The sequence below is a fragment of the Bacillus sp. DHT2 genome (assembly GCF_026241455.1).
GTDB classification, from domain to species: domain Bacteria; phylum Bacillota; class Bacilli; order Bacillales; family Bacillaceae_G; genus Bacillus_A; species Bacillus_A pseudomycoides.
Genome location: NZ_JAPHWH010000009.1, coordinates 186,010 through 206,434, shown reverse-complemented (window position 1 = coordinate 206,434; position 20,425 = coordinate 186,010). Strand labels below are relative to the sequence as shown.

Below are 20,425 nucleotides of genomic sequence, written 5' to 3'. Positions count from 1 at the left end.
TGCGTAGATAATTTTAAAATAAAAAGAAGACTCAACTAGATTGTTTTCTAGTTCGGTCTCCTTTTATGTATAAATTATTTCATTATAAAGGATAAAATCCCAGCAATTATGCATGTAATTCCGCCTAAAAACTGTCCTATTCCAGTGAGTTTGTCTAAAAATGATTCATATTTTTTCGTACTATATATACCCCATAATACTAAGATTACCCCAAAAAGTATAAACGCTAGTTTTAAAATAATAATCTAGATATAAATATGAATCAGAAGAATGTCACTATTTAAATCAAAAGCAGAAAATATTAAAGAAAAAACAATTGAATATGCGAAAGAAATTGCGATTTGTTTTGCTCAAGATTTTTCTGTATTACCCAAAAAAATTAGAATTACAGAGGTGTGTCTCATGACTAGTATCGTTAAAATTAGAGCAAGCGTATTTATTCCAATGTCTTGGACTGAACCTAAGAAGGACATTCAAACGGGCAATGTGATCCAATTTGAAGGTGACTCACGTGAATTTACACCTTATGCTGTAAACGCTATGCGTTCCAGAATTGAACAAGAAGTAGTTGTAGATTTTTACAAAAAAGAAATTTTCACATATGGAAATACAGGTATAACCACAGAAAGGGTTACAACTTCAGATGGTTCCGTTAATAAAAGAACAGGAAAAGCTAGTACAGAAAATATTTTGTGCACTGATATTATATGGAATTCTGATGACGTCAAATTTCAAATGAGTGCGAGTGCTAGCAATCCATTAAATGTATATGCACCTCCCGTTGACTACCTATTAACCGTACAGGTCAAAAAAGATGGCACTGTCCATATTGAAGGTGCACATGATGGATTCCCTTGTTATGAATTTTATAAACAAGTAAATTTTGAGCCGTTTGAAGAAATTCATACACATGATTTCAGAGAAACTGGTGATACAGCTGAAGCGCTAGGTGGAGAAATGGAGTATAGTTTTAAAAAGATATTGTAAAGGCAATATAACGCGGTTTTTAGTGAATATATAACAACGTAGGAGTAAGTAACAGGAGAAACAGAGAATGACAACAGTTTTATTTGTAAAAGCAAACAATCGCCCGGCAAACCAATCAGTTAGTGTAAAATTATACGAGGCTTTTTTAGCGAGCTACAAAGAATCACATCCAAATGATACAGTAGTAGAGCTTGATTTATACAAGGAAGAATTTCCATATGTAGGAGTAGATATGATTAATGGTACATTTAAGGCTAGTAGGGGACTTGATTTAACAACAGAAGAAGCAAAGGCTGTTAAATTAGCAAGTACGTTCTAATTAATATAACATTTGTTACTCTATGTAGCAGTACCAACATTTTTATAGCGGTGGTACTGCTTTTTTAGTCGCTTATCTCGCTACTTTTTTACATTTTATCCATACAGAACTAAAAAATTGAACAAGAAGTAATAAATATAGCTTTGAAAGAAATTTAAATTAAATTTCTTTCAAAGCTATAATGAATCATTTTGTAAGAGCTAAGAAACAGCATCCAACATTAGAAATGTGCTTTTTCGATTAAAGACTTTTGCCTACAAACTGCATTTCCCGCTGCAATTTCATAAACGAACGGTACATCCCAATTCTCCAAGAGACGATCATCGCAAAAGCGAGTAAGAAGAACATGCCGCTTAATTGTCCTAAATCAATTGATTGACTTAAATATGATTTGAAAGCAATACGGACAACAAGTAAACCGACTAAAATAAATATAAATGCTTTAGAAGGTATTAAATAGATGTCTTTTCCACGTATTTCAAATTTTGACGTTTTAATAAGAAAAATAGAGAAAAATAAACCAACGATAACTGCTTCTAGAATTTCTGTTGTTGTTAATCGAAATTCTGGTAAGAAGTACATGGATGCTCCCGTACTCATAAAAATTGGCGGGAGTATAATTTTTTTAAGTGTTATAGGTTTTTTTGCTGATTTTAAGCGAAGAAACATCATTCCAACAGCCATACAAAGAGCAATAATACTTGATAGAACAGCTAAGTTCATGTTTTACCTCCTTTTATCCTTTGTATGATTTTTTTAATAGAATCATAAACCAAACAAGACCGACACCGATGATAGAATGAGACATTCCTGCCATATGACTTAATCCATTAAAATCGGTTCCATTTATTTGAAGAAGTCCACGGGCCGCCATTGAAGCAACTGTTAAAACCAATCCTATATTATAGACGATGAACCACATGTTAAAACTTTTTGCTTCATGGAATGCAAATGATTTTGATAGGGCTAAGGCAATTAAGAAGAATAAAAATCCAAGAACTAACACATGTGTGTGCAACAGGTTCAGTAGAGTAGTACCTTGAATTCCTTGCGCTTTTGCATATTCTCTCGCGAATATACCTGATAATAAACCGATAATTAAATAAGTGAATGCTGCATTATATAACTTTTTCATCATATACCTCCTAAGGTAGTTTTAGCAATGTTGATTTTTGGTAATGAAACTTTATTTAAAAGCTATTTGTCATTCCGTATATAAGTCCAGAAATATATGGAATTAGCCAAATGAACCATACGATAACGCTTAGTGTGTGGAATGTTGTCATCATTTTTGTATCTTTTTTTATTAACACAATTGTTGCCCAAACAGCATGGAATAGCATAAGTAAAATGGCTGATAAGCCTGTTATTCCATGGAAGCTGAACAGGGATCCTGCTTCTGCCATTTTCTCCATTAATGTGGTCCCGATCGTATCACATACGAGTCCAAGCCAGAAAATAATGACATGCCAAAATTTTAATGTCTTTTGAAATTTTTCACTCCATACTCCGATTGTATAAAAAATGAGTGTAGCTGTAATAAATGTAATAGCAGATGCTAACACGTTCATCATTCCTTTCTAACCGTCAGTTGCTTTATATAAAGCATGTTACATGAGAATTATGAATAGAATATGAACGCAATATTACATATGAATTTCGCTGGATTATTACATTTGAATTCAATTATGTTGTAAACAAGAAATTAAAATGTGCTGTTAATTAAAGAAGACTTTCTTATCCCCTAAATAGGGGATAAGAAAGTCTTTTTAGGTCATCGCTATTGTACAGGTGTTCTTATACTTCGTTTTCTCGTAGTAATTTTCCATCGCGAAGTATTAAAATTCGATCACATACATCAAGCATTTTTTCATCGTGTGTAATCATAATTGCTGCTTTTTTATTTTTCTTAACTTCATGCTTCATTCGTTCAACTACTTCTCTAGCACGTTTTGAGTCAAGACTAGCAGTAGGTTCATCAGCTAAAATTAAGTCTGGATTATTCATAAATGCACGAGCAATGGCTACACGTTGTTTTTCACCACCTGAAAGTTGATTTGGATAATGATTCATTCGATGTGATAATCCAAAAGTTTTCAGTAATTGTTCTGCAAGTTTACCAGCTTCTTTTTTATCTTCTCCCTTTAACTTAGCGATATATAAGAGTTGTTCTTTCACTGTTAAGAAAGGTACGAGGTTTGCAAATTGAAATATAAATCCGATTTTTCTTAAACGAATATCGGTCATCTCTTTTTCTGATAAGCTTGTTATATTTTGACCAGAAATATAAATATTTCCTTTAGAAGGGGATAAAAGTGCACCTGCGATGGAAAGCAATGTACTTTTCCCAGAACCAGACGGACCAACAATGCCTATAAATTCGCCTTCTTTTATATCTAACGTAATTGGGTGCAAAGCTGTTACTTCTGTATCTCCTTCTCCATATACTTTACTTACTTGATCCAACTTTAATAATGACGATGGGGTATCCCATTTTAATTCTGTTACCATTACATGCCACCTCCGATTGCTTCTAATGCATCTACTTTTAATACTTGATATAGAGAAATTAGTGTACCGAATATACTAATTAAGATAAAGATACCTGCATATTGCAAGATTGTTGTTGTTGTTAATAAGAACGGCATACTAGCTGGTAAAACAGCCTGTACTGCAAAGATTAAGCCAATGCCGATTATAAGAGCAACACCAGATAAGAATATAGACTGTACAACTAAACTATTTGCTAAATATGAGTTTTTTGTTCCGATTGCTTTTAATACACCTAATTGATGTGTTTTTTGTAATGTAATGACATAGAAGAAAACGCCAATTAATAATGCTGAAATTACAAGTAAAAACGCAATAATCATCGTTAATGTTCCTTGTTCTTCTTTATAACCTGGAATACTTTGCAGTACTTCTTTTTTATCAACAACTGTTGCATTATCGATTTTTTTATCAGTATTTAGAGCGATTACACTGTAATCTTTTTGATGTGGCAGTGCAATGCTGTCCCATACATTTTCATTCATATGAACAACAGGTGCATGACTAAACATTTGATTTTGTGTAAATCCGACAACTTTGAAAACCTTTTGAGAAACAGGATCTACTAGTTCATCTCCAAGCTTTATCCCTTTTTCCTTGATGGATTCATCAGCAATGATTTCATTGTTTTCTAAAGTACCGTTTTTTCCTTCAACAACTTTTGGGGCAATGAATGAATCTTGTTTACTTGAAAAAATAGCAACATCAACTTTATTTGAACTGCCTTCTTTTTCAAATGTTGCGACCTTAATATGCATTGGAACCGCATCTTTTGCATCAACCTGTGCCAATACTTTATCTACATCCTCTTTCTTAATTTGGGAGCGTAATAATTTACCCTCTGCATCATTTGATAATATAAACTTGTCTGCTTTCATTTCGATAATAGAAGAGGCATTAGCATGAGATAAACCATTTGCTAGACCTGATATAATAAGTACAAGAAATGATAATAACATCATGATTGTGCCGATTAATCCGTACCGTAATTTCGATTGTTTTAATTCTTTAAGTGCTAAAAACATTAGGTTCATTCCTCCTTGTTTCATTCTATGTTCTTATCATAAAGAGGAAATATGAACGGAATATGAACAAAAGGTTACAAAAGACGGGTATACAGTTTATATATAAATATGTTACAGAAAAAGAAGATAACTCCCTATTGTATAAAGGAAGTTATCTTCTTTTTGATCGCTGTATATTAATAAAAATTTTGTTTTTTGTTCAAAGTAGGTATTTTTTCAGTAGGCTTAGTGAATGCAGGTTATTTTTTATTTTGCATATGAATAGTCCCTTCTTGTTGTTTCGGAAGGTAAATAGAAAAAATCGTTCCTTTTCCAAGTTCACTATCCACTGTTATTGCTCCGCTATGAAAGTCAATGATTTTTTTTACAATAGAAAGACCTAATCCACTTCCATTTACATTTCTGTTTCGGGCAGTATCGACTTTATGAAATCGATCAAATATTTTTTTTATTTCATTTTCAGGTATACCAATACCCATATCAGTAATCGAAATGCGCCATTCTGTTTCCAGCTCTTCTGCTTCAAATGCAATCGTTCCGCCGCTTTCTGTAAATTTGATACTATTGGTAAAAAAATTCATCCATACTTGATGGAGCAAGTTTTCGTCTCCATAAATTTGCATGTTGGGAACATCCATTTCAACTGCAAGTTCTTTCGTTCTCCATTCCCATTCAAGCATAAAAATAGTATCTTTTATTTGCTTCCCAAGATCAAAAGATTGCTTACGTAAAGTAAGATCTTCTTTATCAAGTGATGCAAGTATTAATAATTGTTTGCATAAACTGGACATGCGTCGACTTTCTGATTCGATGATTTCTAGGTAATGTGTCTGCTCAGATTTCGTTAAATCATTAGTTTGTAATGTTTTTGAAAATCCTTGAATAGATGATAATGGTGACTGAAATTCATGTGAAACATTCGAAACAAATTCTTGTCGCATCTGCTCTGAATTTCGTAATCTTTTGGCCATTTTACGAAAGCTAGTTGCAAGCGTTCCAATCTCATCTCGGCGATTTTCTGGTAGTGCTAAATCATAGTTGCCACATGCAACCTCTTTTGTCGCATGTGTAAATCTTTGAATAGGACGAACGACAAAGCGGGTAGCTATCGCGATACAAATTAGACTGATTATGATAATTAATCCTAATAAAACAGCATAGAAAATACGTAATTCTCCAAATTGCTGTTGAATATCCGGACGAATAAATAGCGCATAACCCTTACCATTGTTTTCGATAGGGATCCCAATACTATTCAAAAGTGTATTATCAAAAAAGCCAGTAGCAAATAAACGATTAGGATACGTTGCAATTCCATTGTATATATTTCCTTTTAATACATGTTCAATTGTCTCTTTACTAATATTCATTTTCTTGAAATTATCATCGTACTGCTTGCCTTGTTTTTTATCATCTACTACGTAAATTTCAAAGCCAAGGTTAGAAATAGACTGTAAATAACCATCTTTATTTTGTTCTGTATTTTTCTCATATAAATATTTTACTTCTTGTGCATATTTTAAAATTTTCTCGCTGTTATATGGTTTTAAATAAACACGATAATACACATTTATAAGTAAAAATGCCAATATACTACTAACCAGCATAATAAAAACTGATATGATAACAAATCTAGCATATAATGAGCGCATATTTTTTCACCTCTAATTTATCGTTCTATTTTTTGAAAGTAAGACCTCCCGTATCAAGATTTTGAGAAAACACAGAAGATAGGAGGGAGTTGACTGCTGGCATGTGCCTGAGCAGTAGGGCGGAAAGAAAAACTTCCACTGATGGAAGTTTCACTTTATATAAAATGATGATCACAAATGATGTGAGAAATTGGAAAATCCAACGAAGTGAAAAATGTAATAAGCATAAGTGTTCCTTCTTTCACTTTTATAGAATAAGAGATGTTTATGAACAGAAGATGAACATGTTATTACAATTTCTAAGAAAATGAAAAGTGTGCTGTCAATAAAACTGACAGCACACTTCTCGTTTCATTAAAACGATGAACCATTACAAGATAAATATGATTTTTTATATAAAAATACAATTGATTTGTATGAAAAAGCGGAATGATTAGTGAAAAAGGATGCACAAATATATTATTCGTTTTATGAAATGACTCGCCAAAAAAGTAAAAAAAGTGTGCAACTAATTCAAAGAACCCTGTTCTTATGTGATTTGTCAGTAGCGGGCTTTTTTCTTTTTTGAAAGGGGAGTTTTATGTCAAATAAAATATACATTACTACATTGTTTATGTATATTTTATTTGACAGTATTAATAAAGAATAGTTGCCTATTCATAAGATACAACATTGGCACAATTTTTGCTTATATTACATTAAAGGAAGGGGGAAGTAAATTCAAGCAATAAGTATGATGTATCATTAGTAGTAAAAAAGTGACTTAGCATTATATCACTAAATTTACTAGTATCAATAGGGTGCTGTTTAATAAAGACAGATTGAACAATTCATTTTTAAAAAGTCTGAATTTTCTATCTATTAAAAAGGGGGCAACAGCATGGTGAAATACTCGAAATTTTATAAATTGATGCTGGGCGTTGGACTTGTTACTATATCATGTAATGGATTGCAAGTTCAAGCAGAGACAAAAGAAAAATATACGAAGAATACATTACAAATGGAGCCGATAGGGTCAAGGCAATCTCCTGATGAGTTGGCACACTCTTCGAACATACAAGAAAGTACTTCATTTACAAAACGGTTAAAGTTAGCAGACCTATCGCAGCGTCCACCAATGCCAAAAGAGAATACTAAACAGCTAGTTGAAGAAAGAAAATATTCGATGGCTGAATTGAATCAATTAAGCAACAAACAATTAGCCGATCTTCTTGTGACAATTAAATGGAATCAAATTCCGGAATTATTTCAGTTTAATAATGATAGTTTGAAATTCTATCAAGATGATAGCCGTATGCAAGCACTCATTGATAAACTAGCAGAACAAGGTCAAACGTATACGAAAGATGATTCAAAAGGAGTTGAGACATTAGTAGAAGTTATACGCTCGGGTTTTTATTTAGGCTTTTATCATCAAGAATTAAGTAAACTAAGTGAGCGTAGCTATCATGACAAATGTTTACCAGCGTTAAAAACAATTGCGAAGAACCCGAATTTTAAACTTGGTACATCAGAACAAAATAAAGTAATTTCGTCGTATGGAATGTTAATTGGAGGCGCGTCGGCTGATGTTGAAATAATTCAATATGCTGCTGGAATTCTTAAACAATATAATGATAATCTTTCTACGTTTATTGAAGATCGGACAAAAGGTGATGCTATATATAACTTGATGAAAGAAATTGATTATGATGTTCAGTCGTATATGTATACTACGGACAAAGAACCAAAAGATACGATGTGGTATAAGAACATCGATAGCTTTATTAATGAAGTAAGTCGTTTTGCACTAATTGGTACGGTAACGGATAAAAATGGATGGTTAATTAATAATGGCATTTACTATGCTAGCCGATTTGGCAAGTTTCATAGTACACCAACAAAAGGACAGCAAGTTGTTACAGAAGCGATGCGTATTTATCCATATTTAGGACAGCAATATTTTGTTGCGGCAGAACAAATCACTACAAATTATGGCGGAGTAGATGCAAACGGAAAGACAATAAATTTAGATAAAATTAGAGAAGATGGCAAGCAAAAATATTTGCCGAAAACGTATACATTTGATGACGGGGCAATTGTCTTTAAAGCGGGAGATAAGGTTACTGAAGAGAAAATTAAACGTTTGTATTGGGCAGCAAAAGAAGTGAAAGCACAATTTTATCGTACAGTTGGTAGTGATAAGCCACTTGAAAGTGGACATGCTGATGATGTGTTAACAATGGTGATTTACAATAGTCCGGATGAATATCAATTTAATCGTCAATTGTACGGCTATGAAACAAATAATGGTGGAATTTACATTGAAGGAATCGGAACTTTCTTTACATATGAACGTACACCGCAGCAGAGTATTTATAGTTTAGAAGAATTGTTCCGTCATGAATTTACACACTATTTGCAAGGAAGATATGAAGTGCCTGGGTTATGGGGACAAGGAGAACTATATCAAAATGAACGCTTGACTTGGTTTGAAGAAGGAAATGCGGAATTCTTTGCAGGTTCAACTCGAGTAGATAGTGTTGTACCGCGAAAAAGTATAATTGGTGGATTATCCAATGATCCAGCTAAGCGATACACAGCTGAGCAAACATTAAATGCAAAATATGGAGCGTGGGATTTTTATAACTATTCGTTTGCATTGCAATCTTATATGTATAATAACCGTCCTGATATGTTCGATAAAGTACATGATTTAATTCGTGCAAATGATGTCCCAGGTTACGATGCGTATCGCTCTGCATTAAGTAAAGACAATAAATTAAATGAAGATTACCAATCTTATATGCAAATGCTTATTAATAATCGTGATAAGTATACAATTCCGCAAGTATCAGATGATTATTTAGCAGGGCATAAACTGAAAGCGCTTTCGGATGTTGCAGCGGATATCACAAATGAAGCAAAGTTAAAAAATGTGAAGGTAACAAAGAATAAATCACAATTCTTTAATACATTTACACTACAAGGAACATATACAGGAAGTACGTCAAAAGGAGAAAATGAAGACTGGAAAGCGATGAATCAAGCAACGAATGAGATGCTTAAACATCTTTCGCAAAAAGAGTGGAGCGGATATAAAACATTAACTGCTTATTTCGTAAATTACCGTGTCAATGCAGCTGGGCAATTTGAATATGATATTGTGTTTAACGGAGTGAACACTGAGGAGGATACTAGTGTAGAAAAAGAACCAAATAATTCATTCGATACAGCTAACCCTCTATCTCTGAACACGTTATTACGAGGTAGCCTAAATAATCAAGATCAAGTTGATCGCTTTGTAATTGATATAAGGGAAGCGAAGGATTTACAGATTACCGTTACGAATGAGCAAAATCTTGGATTGAATTGGGTATTATATCACGAGTCAGATTTGAATAACTATGTTACTTATGCAACAAAGTACGAAGGAAATAAATTGCTGGGAAGCTATTATGCGAATCCGGGGAAATATTATTTAAGTGTATATAAATATGGCAGTGGAACAGGGAATTATACAATAGAAGTAAAATAATAGAAAGGGGCTGTTTCGAAAGCCTCTTGTTAATTATATAACCACCTGCTGCTAATTTTTTCATAACACAGTACTTGGAAATGATATGTTATTAGCCTTTTGTGGATTTAAAATAAAGTCATGATCTTTAAAACAAAGTCGCGACGTTTGTAAGGAAGTCACACTGTTTTGAAAAAAGTTAAACTGTTTATAAAAAAAATGAAATTCCTTATCTTAAGAAGGGATTTCGTTTTTTTAATTATACTAACGGGACCAACTGTTACTTACTAATTTAGACATTAAATATCTATTTCACAAGTAAAGCTCCGAGGCCACCTTCAATGATTCAATCGTTACCATCCTTTCAGCCTTGGGGGAGCTCTCTGATACACTCCTAACCATCTACTCTCCTCTTCATCGCAAATAAAATCATGGCAAATTACAGTTGTTTAAGTTATTATAACGGATTATAAAAAAAATACATGCTATTTTGTCAATACTTTTTTTAATCACGCTATTTACGGACAGTAAGACTCACTTCTTACGACAAAGAAGTTAAATTAGGAATCAACTGCTCGTAAAAGCCTGATTCATGAGGGAGAAAACTCTCAACGATTAAAGTTTCACTCTATTATGTTTTCCTTGTAACTCTACGATTAAAAGGCGAAACACTTTTTTATAAGGTTTCATTTCATGCTGATTATGCTACAAGATAGAAATTAGAGTTCGCTATTTACTCTTAAGCTCGATTATGGGTAACTACTCACCTAGATTTGCTACGATGATGAAGTGTTTTTATAATAATCGGGTAATGGTGTTTATTTCTAATCTAGTTATTATTTTCTAATTAATTTATATATAATAATTTTCCGAAAAAATAATTGTATTTTTCAGACAGATAAATTATTATAAAATAAGTAATTTTGTAATTTTATGACGAAGGGAAGATAGGGTGAATTTTCCGACTATTGCGAATGGTTAATAGGAAATGGAAAATGATTTTAGGGCAGCTTTTAAAAGAGAGAAAAAAGTGACGCTTGCTTCATCATTTTGATACCTAATAGAAATTGTAGTATAGTGTTCAGCTTGGGATTTAATAGCGCAAGAGGGGGAAATAAAGTGGAAAACAAAGAACTAAAGAGGGGTTTAGAAGCGCGTCATATTCAAATGATTGCTTTAGGCGGTACAATTGGTGTTGGTTTATTTATGGGTTCAGCAAGTACGATTAAATGGACAGGTCCGTCGGTAATGCTTGCTTATGCAATCGCAGGAATTTTTATATTTTTCATTATGCGTGCGATGGGAGAAATGTTGTATGTAGAGCCAGGTACAGGTTCATTTGCGACATTTGGCCATAAGTATATACACCCATTAGCAGGGTATATGACGGCATGGAGTAACTGGTTCCAGTGGGTGATTGTTGGAATGTCAGAAATTATAGCGGTTGGGGCATACATGCAGTACTGGTTCCCGGATCTGCCTGCTTGGGTGCCAGGTATCATCACAATGGTGATTCTTGGTGCGGCGAATTTAATTTCTGTTAAATCATTTGGTGAATTTGAATTTTGGTTTGCGATGATTAAAATCGTTACCATTGTGTTAATGATTATTGCGGGGGTTGGACTTATTTTCTTCGGATTTGGTAACGGAGGGAATGCAATCGGTTTATCTAATCTTTGGGAAAATGGCGGCTTCTTTACAGGTGGCTGGTCAGGGTTCTTCTTTGCTCTATCACTAGTTGTTGGGGCTTATCAAGGTGTCGAATTAATTGGGATTACAGCTGGCGAAGCAAAAGATCCGAGAAAAACGTTAACTAAAGCGATTCAAAGTACGATTTGGCGTATTTTAATTTTCTATATTGGGGCAATTTTTGTTATTGTAACTGTTTACCCTTGGGATCAACTAAGCTCAATTGGTAGCCCGTTTGTGGCAACTTTTGCGAAAGTTGGGATTACAGCAGCTGCTGGACTGATTAACTTTGTCGTAATCACAGCTGCAATGTCTGGCTGTAACAGTGGTATTTACAGTGCAGGACGTATGCTTTATACACTAGGAATGAATGGACAAGCACCAAAATACTTTGCAAAAGTCTCCCGTAATGGTGTGCCTTTATTTGGTACGATTGGCGTGTTAATTGGCTTAGCGATTGGCGTTATTTTAAGTTATATTGCACCAAAAAACTTATTCGTGTATGTATACAGTGCAAGTGTACTTCCTGGTATGATTCCGTGGTTTGTCATTCTGATTAGTCAAATTCGATTCAGAAAAGCAAAAGGAGCTGAAATGGACAATCATCCGTTCAAAATGCCATTTGCGCCTGTTACAAACTATGTAACGATTGCCTTTTTAATCATGGTACTAATCAGTATGTGGTTCAACGAAGACACACGAATCTCACTTATTGTAGGCGTTATTTTCCTGGCTATCGTTGTCATTAGCTTTTATGCTTTTGGAATAGGTAAGCGTGTTCCAGTAGAGGTTCAAACAGAAAATGAAGTGGCTAACCGATAATTTACTTTGTTTGGTTAACGTTTTTCTAATTGGACAATAATACGAAGAATTTTTGATGAGGTATCAAGACAACCGAATGTTTCATAGTGCTAATAAAAAGCAAACAACCGATGAGAAAGACTCAGTAGGTTGTTTGCTTTTTTGTATTGTTCTTTTTATTTTTTTAGTGGTAGCAATAACTTAGAAACACTATTTTTCACTCATAAAGTGGATGAGTAAAAAGTTGTGAAAGTGGATGGTCCTTTTGAAATAAATATCCCTTATTATAAAAGAGAAGGGTAGTATGCTTTAAGTATCTTGATTATGCTCTCATCCAAAAAGTATAAAGTTTTTAAGTCGAACGATTAGATTTTCTGTTCAAATAGACTGGTTTTAGAGAGGAGAAAGTCAATGAAATTTGCAATTTCATTAGTTATTATTATTGTAATTGTATCACTTTTGGGAACGATGTTAGTTGCAAGAAACACGGAGGGAAATTACGGTCAGTCTACGAAGCAGAATGTGACGAACTTGTCTGTTATTTATATCGTCCTTTTATTAAGTCTTCTTATAGGAGTTACGTGGTATGCGGTTGCTGTCTTGTAGTCTTTGTACTTTAGATAAGTAGGTGGCCTATATGAAATGGAATGTTTATTTTTTAACACTATTCTTTTTTATAAGGATATAGAGACATCACCTTTTAATGTAAAGAAGCTCCATTCCTCAAATATGTGAATGTACAATAGGAGTGGGAATTCAATTCGTATATCTATTTAGTTACTACTATTCACATTGTAGAATGAGTGAATATCTTCATAGTTGGGAATGAATAGGGCAAACTATGCTAAATTCAAACAGCGAAATACTTAGTATATAACAAACAGAGGTTAACACCTTAATTTTATTTTAATCAATAAAAAGTCTGCTGATAAGGGGGAGGGAATTAGATGGAATGGAGACCCAATCGTGCAGATAAAACGCCAGTCTACAAACAAATTGCTGACTATATAGAACAGGGGATTTCTTCAGGAGAATTTTCTTTAGATAGTATGTTACCTTCGGAACGTACTTTAGCAAAAGAGTTGCAAGTGAACCGCAGTACGGTAGTAGCGGCATATGAGGAACTGAAATCACTTGGGGTAGTAGAGAGAATAAAAGGAAGTGGAACGCGTGTAAACACAGATATATGGGGGATATCGCGTAAACGTACGCCAAATTGGGGGAGATATGTAGAAGATGGTTCATTCCTCCCGAATCTACCGCTAGTTCAACAAATTCGAACAGAAACGCAGAAGGATGATTTGATTAATTTAGCAAGTGGTGAGTTGTCACGGGATTTGTTTCCTGCTGACCAGTTTCGCAGGATTCTCTCAGAACAAATATTTATGGAGAATCTAGGATATGATCATCCACAAGGAAATGAAAAGTTAAGGGAAACGATTTCTTCACATGTAGATAAATATAAAAATATCGATGTTGATCCACGCTCTATTTTAATTACATCAGGGGCGCAGCAGGCGCTTAACCTTATTGTGCAGTGCTTGCTTAAGCCAGGAGATGCCATTGCTATTGAGAATCCATCGTATTGTTTTTCGCTTCCGATGTTTAAATCTGCCGGGTTAAAAATATACCATTTACCTGTGGATCAACATGGCATGAATCCGGATGATTTGATAGATTTACACAGAAAGCACCGAATTCGCATGGTATTTCTAAATCCGGATTATCAAAATCCAACCGGAACGGTCCTTTCATTGTCTCGTCGCAAAAAGATTTTGGGATTGTCATCTGAATTTGGTATACCAATTGTGGAAGATGATCCTTATAGCTTAACTTCTTTCAATGGAGAAGTAAATCCAACCTTAAAGTCTATGGATACGAATGGAAATGTTCTATATATTAGTTCATTATCGAAAATCGTAGCATCTGGATTGCGAATTGGGTGGGTGATTGGTCCACCTCAGGTCATTGAGCGTTTAGCAGATGCAAAGCAGCAAGTAGATTTTGGACATAGTGTCTTTCCTCAATGGATAGCGAATCAATTCTTAGAATCAGAAAATTTTCATGCGCATATTTCTATGCTTCGTAAACAACTGAAACAGAGAAGGGATCAATTAATCACAAGTCTTGGGGAACTTTTAGGGAATCAGGTTGAATTTTATGTTCCAGAAGGCGGTATCCATTTGTGGTGTCAAGTGCAGGATTCAATTGATGAATATCATTTATTAGGAAGAGCGATACAAAATGGTGTAGCTTTTGTTCCAGGGAGTGTATTAGGTTCGAAAAAAGAATATGTACGTTTTACTTTTGGAAGAGCGAACACAGATCTTATTCATGTAGGGATTAAAAGATTTGTAGAGACTCTAAATAGTATTCGACGATAATAGGAATCATGTAATAATAAGAATTTAGAATGTAGTGGAGATGATAAAATATGACGACCTGGTTTATAGTTATGTTAGTTCTTTTCGGTGGTCTTAAAATAGTAGTGTCAAGTCTTCCAACCTCTGTTGTGGAGTCTTTTGTCAGTAGATTTGAATTGCATCCACAACTTAATGGTGAGGCTGTTACCGTAACAATTGACGGAAACCGATTAGCAGATGAAGATAAACTTCAAATTATTGATTACTTTAACGAAGCAATATTTTTAGAGAAATATTATTTTCCACCAGAGGGCAGTGAGACTCCATTGATCATTGATACGAAGAGAGGAAAAAACGATGTTAGGTTTTGGGTTTATAGTTACAACGATCATGTTGATGTAGTCAAACAGTACAAGAGGAAAGTAGTCGCGTATAGTCTGCGTTCCAAAAGCCTTCAAAACCATTCTATGTTAGTAATGGGAGAGGTAGTTTAACAGATTTTTAAAGGGACGGTCTAAAACCCATTACAAAGACAAATCATAAAGAGAAGGAGCAATTGGAATGAGTTGCTCCTTTTTGGAATGCAACAATATTTAGTATAACGATATTATTCGTATCTTAAACCATTAGAAATACGTTCAATAGATTCCCAATCTTTTACGATAATTTGTTTGTTTTCTTTGCGAATGACATTCGTTATACTTAATTTTTCGATAATGCGATTTAGATGTCGAGTTGTAGTACCGATAAGTGAAGCGACCTCGTGATGATCTGTTGTACGGATTTCTCTCCCGAATAGTTTAGAGGTATTTCGTATTGTGCATAAGTAACTTGCAAATCGTGTTTCCACTGAAGCTAACAAATTAATACGTGAGGCAGTCGTACATGTTTGTAGTTTGTAAGTCACATGGTGTAAAAGTTCTTGTGAAAAAGCAATGTCATGTAAAAGTACATTATTAACATAGTGTTTATTGATAAAAATAAAATCGGTTTTTTCTTCAGCGCTTACATGCGATTGTATATTTACATTTTGAATGAGTTCAATATCACCCATAATGGAAACGGCAGAACAAAATCGAAGTAATAATGCTTTTCCTGTAATTACACTCGTCGTAATTTTTATACGTCCAGATATTTGAATGTATAGACCGTCAATAGCTTCTCCTTCGTGTAACACAATCTCTTTTACATCATATCGTCGAATTTGAAATGGGTGATGAAGATGTGTAAAAAGTTTCTGTATATGTTCATTTGCTAAGTAAGTTGATAGTAGCAAGTCGTCTTCAATTTTTTTCATGATTTTCCTCCTTTTTCGGACATCTGTCCTGTTCATTATAAAAGAAATTTTTTACATTAAAAAGAAAGGAGTGATGTATATGAAATTTATTTTTGATATTGATGGTACAATTTGTTTTAAAGGAAATCCATTAACGGAAGGTATAATTCAAGCATTAGATACTTGTCATGCTAGAGGACATGAAATCATATTTGCATCTGCTAGACCAATAAGAGATTTATTACCTGTAATACCAAGGCATATGCATCACTATTCAATGATTGGTGGAAATGGGGCATTTGTTGTAAAAGAAGGAAAAGTCATTGAGGTTACACCATTTGATAAATCAACAATGAAGTCTATTCGTTCATTAATAGAGGAGCATCACCTTGCTTATTTGATCGATAGTCAATGGGATTATGCTTATACTGGAAGTGAAAATCATCCAATTTATCGCAACATAGATCCTGATAAATTAGCTACTAATGTATCGATTGATTGCATCGATGAAATGGTGAAAGTTGTGTTGTTCCCTGATGGGAATGAAGAAAAATTAGTGGAAGTGTTAAATGAACTACCTGTGCAAATGTATGCACATCATCAAGAGGACATAATTGATATAAGTCCATTAGGGATTGATAAATGGAAAGGATTACAAAAGTTAGGAGTAGAAGAAGGATCATTCATCGCTTTCGGTAACGACGCAAATGATGTACCAATGTTTTTGCATGCGAAAGAGGGAGTTTGTATTGGTGATCATAAAATGTTGCGCTCCGTTGCATCTATGAGCCTACAGAGTAATGAGCAATGTATTATAGAAAAAATTATTAAGTTATCAGACATAGAATCTAGGAATATATGGGACTTAATGAGAAACCTTTAAAGCAAATTAGAAGTTGGTTTCTAATTTGCTTTTTCTTTATATAGTAACTTTGTTTTTATTAATCTACAACTACTACTTAGTATTGTAGCCACCGATAAATCTTCCACATAAAAAACATGAAAATCATATATCCAAAGAAAGAATAATAATGATGCCAGTTTTCATTGTGAGTAAACAATCCTAAGCTTTCAGCAAATTGTTCGGATATACTTGCACAAATGCCGATTAGCATAATAAATAGAATTCTTGAGAATGTAGATAAAGCTTTGGCAATATGTAAAAAGAAAGCAGTAAAGGTTGGCAATATAAATAATGTAAAAGCGATATTGACCGAAAACATATTTGGAAATGGTCTGACTGGAAAGGCATACATTTGTTTACTAACAAATAGATAGTCTAAATATGTTCCAATGAAACAGGAGAAAATGATGGCGACTATAAATGCTAGGTGATTACTCTTCTGTTTCTTCTTCTCTGAGAAGGATATTTTTTTTCGTAAGAATTGCAAGTTCAATTTTTTCCATCGTTTTACAATAGTCATCCTCAATCTTCCCATTTGTATTTTCTCCTTTATCAATGAAATAGTCTACGATACGCCAGTCTTCAAACCAGTCTCCTTTTTCTGCCTCTTCATGTTTCAAATCTTTCCATGCGTATATTAATTGAGGGCTGTATAAACGATTTGCATCTTTTCTGAGGTGACATTTTTTTATTCTACGTTTATAAAATTCACGAGAAAATGACTCATTTACATCAGAAAACAAATGAGGCCAGTAGTCTTTCCGTGAAGCAGTATGCGAATGATCGTGAGCCCAATTTATTACTTTGGATAACGTATGTTCGTTGCGAAACAATAAAGAGTATAATCGTTTGCCTAGTAGAATTCGTTCATGTAAGGAGGTAAAGTGTTTCATTGTATCACCAAATAACAATGTTTTTTGTTTGGTCTCATCTTCATAGTATGGAAAAAGGATATGATTAAAACGGAAGAAGTCAAAGAGTTTAAATCCAATACTATTTAGTACGGTCTTTTTAAAGTGATCATTTTGAATGACTCTTTTTTCTAAATAGCTTTGTTCATTAATAATCGTTGCTATAGCTAATGTATAGTGATTGCCCGTTTTCCAAAAATGGTTCCACATCGTTTCCATAAACGTTGAGACATTGAGATGGGGTAGGAGGTAAAAGAGAGTTTTAGATCTTTTAAGGCTTTGTTCATATAGTAAAAATTGTGGATACACATCTTGGAAGATTAACCAGTTTCCCCGTTCTAAAAAAGAGTAGTAGGTAAGTTGGTCTTTTTCTGATAACAATCTTGTATATAAATCCCCTTTTAAATCTGTCATATTCCAACCGCCATTACGTGATACCATATGTCCAAGTAGAGCCCAGTGTATTTCAGGATGCTGAAGGTAAAACTGATAATAAGCACGTGTTCTCGTCACGTTATTTTTGTTCAGTTGTTTTGTTTGTTCTGTAATGTTATAAATAAGCATTTTCTCTTCTATTGTTAATGCAGCCTTTTTAAAGGAAGCGGTACTACTTTTGCTTTTTTTCTTTAGTTCATTTTTTACATCTAAAAGAGAAAGCGGGATCGCTTTGGAAGACCCGTTCCATTTTCTTTTTCGATTGTTTTCATACATTTTATTTCCTCCTGTTAACATGAATTTCAACAAATAGTTTAATAGAACGGTTACCATCATTTTATTACACATATTCTGAATAAATGTGGACTGTTTTTGGGGGACATAAACAGTGTAATATTTTTTACTATAAGCACGATAAGTCTTTTGTACTATTTCATCTTCATACGAATGAGGGATTCAATAAACGTGGAACTCGATTATATTAACAGATAGGAGCATAAAAAATATAAGGAGAGAAAAGCATGAAGAATTGGGTTCAAATTAGAATTGCACGCCCGACAGCTAAATTTGAAGAAGTTATCGCATTTTATGAAGAAGGATTATGCTTAAAACGGATAGGGGAGTTTCATAATCATGAAGGTTATGATGGAGTTATGTTTGGATTACCTGATGTAGAATATCATTTAGAGTTTACAAGGCATATCAACGTCAGTCCATGTCCAGCTCCAACAAAAGATAACTTACTGGTGTTTTATATGACTCATAAAGCTGAGATTGAAAAAGTAACTAACAGGTTACATGCGATGGGTTATGATGAAGTTGAACCAGAAAATCCATACTGGAAAGAAAAAGGTATTACAATAGAAGATCCTGACGGGTGGAGAATTGTACTCATGCATATAGAGAAATAAAAGTAGTATATTTATAAAAAAGAGGTCGTTTGTTCTAGTTTCCCGTTAAAAATTTAAATATAAAAAGAGTCTATTTTGATGATACTGTCTTCAAAATAGACTCTTATATTTTTGTTAAGTTTTATATATTTATAAATTCGCACTAATGTGGTCTTTCTTTTTCCTCTCTAAAGTATTTAAAAACATTTGAAATGCTTTAAATGATTGCTGGAATATTGGACTTTGGATAAAAGTGTATAAGAATGTTACGATGAAAACGGGACCTCCTAGAATGTATCCAATTACAAGCACAATACTCTCCACAATGATTCTAGCACGACTTACAGATAATCCAGTTTTATCCGAAATGGCAAGCATAAATCCATCCCGCGGTCCTGCACCAATTCCGGCGGCGACATACATGCCACCTCCAATGCCTGTAATTATGATTCCAGCAAGTAAAATAAGAAGATTTATCCATAAATACTGAGTAGCATGAGGAAGGATATTCAATCTCAAGAAAAAATCCATAATAGGACCGATTAGCAGTGCATTTAAGAATGTCCCTACGTTTATGTATTTTGGATCTACTACTAAAGAAACCAGAACGAGAAATAAACCGCATATAACACTCCATGTGCCGATTGTCCATCCGAATCGCTGAAAGAGTGCCATATTCAGAACTTCCCATGGATGCAGACCAAGGAATTTAACTTTTACCGCAATGGCGTTTCCGAGTCCAAAGAAAGTTAACCCTAAGAAAAAAAGAAAATACCGAAAGAGTGTGAGTCCCATCTTTAATCCCCCTAATATTATATATAATTACGTATATTACATGTGGAAATTTAATTATACAAATATTTCTTCTTTTTAATGAAAATGAATAATTTTAGTTTTTATGTGTGTGTAGTAATCAAAAGGTGAAACTACTTTTAATATAGGGGTTGTTATCAGTGAACAGACGAGTACTATTGATAAGATACTTATTTCAAGCTATTTGTTAGTTTGTATATTATGTAAATATCATTCATTAGTAAAATGAATATTTTTGATTTTATAAATAGGGATAATGTATTGGTTTGTACTTACAGTAAAAAAATCTATATAAGATCTGTTACTATTTTAAG

The 20,425-nt window shown here is 33.6% G+C and carries 18 protein-coding genes and 1 pseudogene; 9 read left to right on the top strand and 10 right to left on the bottom strand.

Translation table 11 applies throughout. The features are described 5' to 3' along the window. The first annotated feature begins 402 nt into the window (after window positions 1–402). Entirely contained in the window at window positions 403–987 is a 585-nt protein-coding gene (locus tag ORL93_RS20575) for a DUF3238 domain-containing protein (protein WP_098018176.1), read from the top strand. 67 nt (window positions 988–1,054) lie between these two features. Next, window positions 1,055–1,303: pseudogene (locus ORL93_RS20570) on the top strand (NAD(P)H-dependent oxidoreductase); the annotation flags it as partial. Between the two features lie 243 nt (window positions 1,304–1,546). Here the strand turns inward: ORL93_RS20570 and ORL93_RS20565 are convergent. The 6 genes from ORL93_RS20565 to ORL93_RS20540 all read right to left on the bottom strand — a co-directional run bounded on the left by ORL93_RS20565 (window position 1,547) and on the right by ORL93_RS20540 (window position 6,533). Beyond that, on the bottom strand, window positions 1,547–2,029 hold the full coding sequence (locus tag ORL93_RS20565; RefSeq protein ID WP_003199351.1) for a CcdC family protein: 483 nt from the start codon (window positions 2,027–2,029) through the stop codon (window positions 1,547–1,549). A gap of 13 nt (window positions 2,030–2,042) precedes the next feature. Beyond that, window positions 2,043–2,441: a DUF2871 domain-containing protein gene (locus ORL93_RS20560; RefSeq protein WP_018782225.1), complete on the bottom strand. Its 399-nt coding sequence runs from the start codon at window positions 2,439–2,441 to the stop codon at window positions 2,043–2,045. A 55-nt stretch (window positions 2,442–2,496) separates the two neighbouring features. Beyond that, window positions 2,497–2,871 carry an HsmA family protein gene (locus tag ORL93_RS20555; protein ID WP_265959431.1) on the bottom strand — a complete coding sequence of 125 codons (375 nt, stop codon included), beginning with the start codon at window positions 2,869–2,871 and terminating at the stop codon, window positions 2,497–2,499. Between the two features lie 232 nt (window positions 2,872–3,103). Next, on the bottom strand, window positions 3,104–3,817 hold the full coding sequence (locus tag ORL93_RS20550; RefSeq protein WP_003199354.1) for an ABC transporter ATP-binding protein: 714 nt from the start codon (window positions 3,815–3,817) through the stop codon (window positions 3,104–3,106). Further along, complete coding sequence (locus tag ORL93_RS20545; protein ID WP_018782222.1) at window positions 3,817–4,881, bottom strand: ABC transporter permease; 1,065 nt, start codon at window positions 4,879–4,881, stop codon at window positions 3,817–3,819. Before ORL93_RS20545 ends, ORL93_RS20550 begins: the two co-directional genes overlap by 1 nt. Before the next feature lie 239 nt (window positions 4,882–5,120). After that, window positions 5,121–6,533 (bottom strand): sensor histidine kinase, encoded by a 1,413-nt coding sequence (locus tag ORL93_RS20540; protein WP_265959423.1) that lies wholly within the window; start codon window positions 6,531–6,533, stop codon window positions 5,121–5,123. A gap of 880 nt (window positions 6,534–7,413) precedes the next feature. Here ORL93_RS20540 and ORL93_RS20535 point away from each other — a divergent pair. The 5 genes from ORL93_RS20535 (at window position 7,414) to ORL93_RS20515 (ending at window position 15,376) form a co-directional block, all read left to right on the top strand. Further along, window positions 7,414–10,050, top strand: a complete 2,637-nt coding sequence (locus ORL93_RS20535; RefSeq protein WP_098161456.1) for a collagenase ColA — start codon at window positions 7,414–7,416, stop codon at window positions 10,048–10,050. A 1,098-nt stretch (window positions 10,051–11,148) separates the two neighbouring features. Then, a complete protein-coding gene (locus tag ORL93_RS20530; protein ID WP_265959422.1) occupies window positions 11,149–12,540 on the top strand; it encodes an amino acid permease in 1,392 nt (463 codons plus the stop codon). A gap of 390 nt (window positions 12,541–12,930) precedes the next feature. Then, window positions 12,931–13,125, top strand: a complete 195-nt coding sequence (locus ORL93_RS20525) for a hypothetical protein (protein ID WP_003199361.1) — start codon at window positions 12,931–12,933, stop codon at window positions 13,123–13,125. A 341-nt stretch (window positions 13,126–13,466) separates the two neighbouring features. After that, window positions 13,467–14,903, top strand: coding sequence for a MocR-like pyridoxine biosynthesis transcription factor PdxR (pdxR, locus tag ORL93_RS20520; protein WP_098161455.1), 1,437 nt, complete (start codon window positions 13,467–13,469; stop codon window positions 14,901–14,903). A 50-nt stretch (window positions 14,904–14,953) separates the two neighbouring features. Further along, a complete protein-coding gene (locus tag ORL93_RS20515; RefSeq protein ID WP_018765206.1) occupies window positions 14,954–15,376 on the top strand; it encodes a YfmQ family protein in 423 nt (140 codons plus the stop codon). 113 nt (window positions 15,377–15,489) lie between these two features. Here the strand turns inward: ORL93_RS20515 and ORL93_RS20510 are convergent, their stop codons facing one another. Next, on the bottom strand, window positions 15,490–16,179 hold the full coding sequence (locus ORL93_RS20510) for a Crp/Fnr family transcriptional regulator (protein WP_097794570.1): 690 nt from the start codon (window positions 16,177–16,179) through the stop codon (window positions 15,490–15,492). A gap of 73 nt (window positions 16,180–16,252) precedes the next feature. Here ORL93_RS20510 and ORL93_RS20505 point away from each other — a divergent pair, with 73 nt between their 5' ends. Beyond that, a complete protein-coding gene (locus ORL93_RS20505; RefSeq protein WP_003199369.1) occupies window positions 16,253–17,041 on the top strand; it encodes an HAD-IIB family hydrolase in 789 nt (262 codons plus the stop codon). Window positions 17,042–17,117: 76 nt separating this feature from the next. Here the strand turns inward: ORL93_RS20505 and ORL93_RS20500 are convergent, their stop codons facing one another. Continuing rightward, complete coding sequence (locus tag ORL93_RS20500) at window positions 17,118–17,555, bottom strand: CBO0543 family protein (protein WP_078211822.1); 438 nt, start codon at window positions 17,553–17,555, stop codon at window positions 17,118–17,120. Further along, window positions 17,494–18,705: a DUF2515 domain-containing protein gene (locus ORL93_RS20495; protein WP_170957105.1), complete on the bottom strand. Its 1,212-nt coding sequence runs from the start codon at window positions 18,703–18,705 to the stop codon at window positions 17,494–17,496. Before ORL93_RS20495 ends, ORL93_RS20500 begins: the two co-directional genes overlap by 62 nt. Before the next feature lie 224 nt (window positions 18,706–18,929). On the opposite strand from ORL93_RS20495, the gene ORL93_RS20490 reads away from it, so the two are divergent. Beyond that, window positions 18,930–19,319, top strand: coding sequence for a VOC family protein (locus tag ORL93_RS20490; protein ID WP_006097311.1), 390 nt, complete (start codon window positions 18,930–18,932; stop codon window positions 19,317–19,319). 129 nt (window positions 19,320–19,448) lie between these two features. On the opposite strand, the gene ORL93_RS20485 is transcribed toward ORL93_RS20490, so the two are convergent. Beyond that, window positions 19,449–20,093, bottom strand: coding sequence for a YczE/YyaS/YitT family protein (locus tag ORL93_RS20485; RefSeq protein ID WP_003199374.1), 645 nt, complete (start codon window positions 20,091–20,093; stop codon window positions 19,449–19,451). Window positions 20,094–20,425: the final 332 nt, after the last annotated feature.

Bases quoted from the DNA above. Each gene is read 5' to 3' on its own strand.
- ORL93_RS20575 (WP_098018176.1), top strand. From the start codon at position 403: ATGACTAGTATCGTTAAAATTAGAGCAAGCGTATTTATTCCAATGTCT.
- ORL93_RS20565 (WP_003199351.1), bottom strand. From the start codon at position 2,029: ATGAACTTAGCTGTTCTATCAAGTATTATTGCTCTTTGTATGGCTGTT.
- ORL93_RS20560 (WP_018782225.1), bottom strand. From the start codon at position 2,441: ATGAAAAAGTTATATAATGCAGCATTCACTTATTTAATTATCGGTTTA.
- ORL93_RS20550 (WP_003199354.1), bottom strand. From the start codon at position 3,817: ATGGTAACAGAATTAAAATGGGATACCCCATCGTCATTATTAAAGTTG.
- ORL93_RS20545 (WP_018782222.1), bottom strand. From the start codon at position 4,881: ATGTTTTTAGCACTTAAAGAATTAAAACAATCGAAATTACGGTACGGA.
- ORL93_RS20540 (WP_265959423.1), bottom strand. From the start codon at position 6,533: ATGCGCTCATTATATGCTAGATTTGTTATCATATCAGTTTTTATTATG.
- ORL93_RS20535 (WP_098161456.1), top strand. From the start codon at position 7,414: ATGGTGAAATACTCGAAATTTTATAAATTGATGCTGGGCGTTGGACTT.
- ORL93_RS20525 (WP_003199361.1), top strand. From the start codon at position 12,931: ATGAAATTTGCAATTTCATTAGTTATTATTATTGTAATTGTATCACTT.
- pdxR (WP_098161455.1), top strand. From the start codon at position 13,467: ATGGAATGGAGACCCAATCGTGCAGATAAAACGCCAGTCTACAAACAA.
- ORL93_RS20515 (WP_018765206.1), top strand. From the start codon at position 14,954: ATGACGACCTGGTTTATAGTTATGTTAGTTCTTTTCGGTGGTCTTAAA.
- ORL93_RS20510 (WP_097794570.1), bottom strand. From the start codon at position 16,179: ATGAAAAAAATTGAAGACGACTTGCTACTATCAACTTACTTAGCAAAT.
- ORL93_RS20505 (WP_003199369.1), top strand. From the start codon at position 16,253: ATGTATATGAAATTTATTTTTGATATTGATGGTACAATTTGTTTTAAA.
- ORL93_RS20495 (WP_170957105.1), bottom strand. From the start codon at position 18,705: ATGTTAACAGGAGGAAATAAAATGTATGAAAACAATCGAAAAAGAAAA.
- ORL93_RS20490 (WP_006097311.1), top strand. From the start codon at position 18,930: ATGAAGAATTGGGTTCAAATTAGAATTGCACGCCCGACAGCTAAATTT.
- ORL93_RS20485 (WP_003199374.1), bottom strand. From the start codon at position 20,093: ATGGGACTCACACTCTTTCGGTATTTTCTTTTTTTCTTAGGGTTAACT.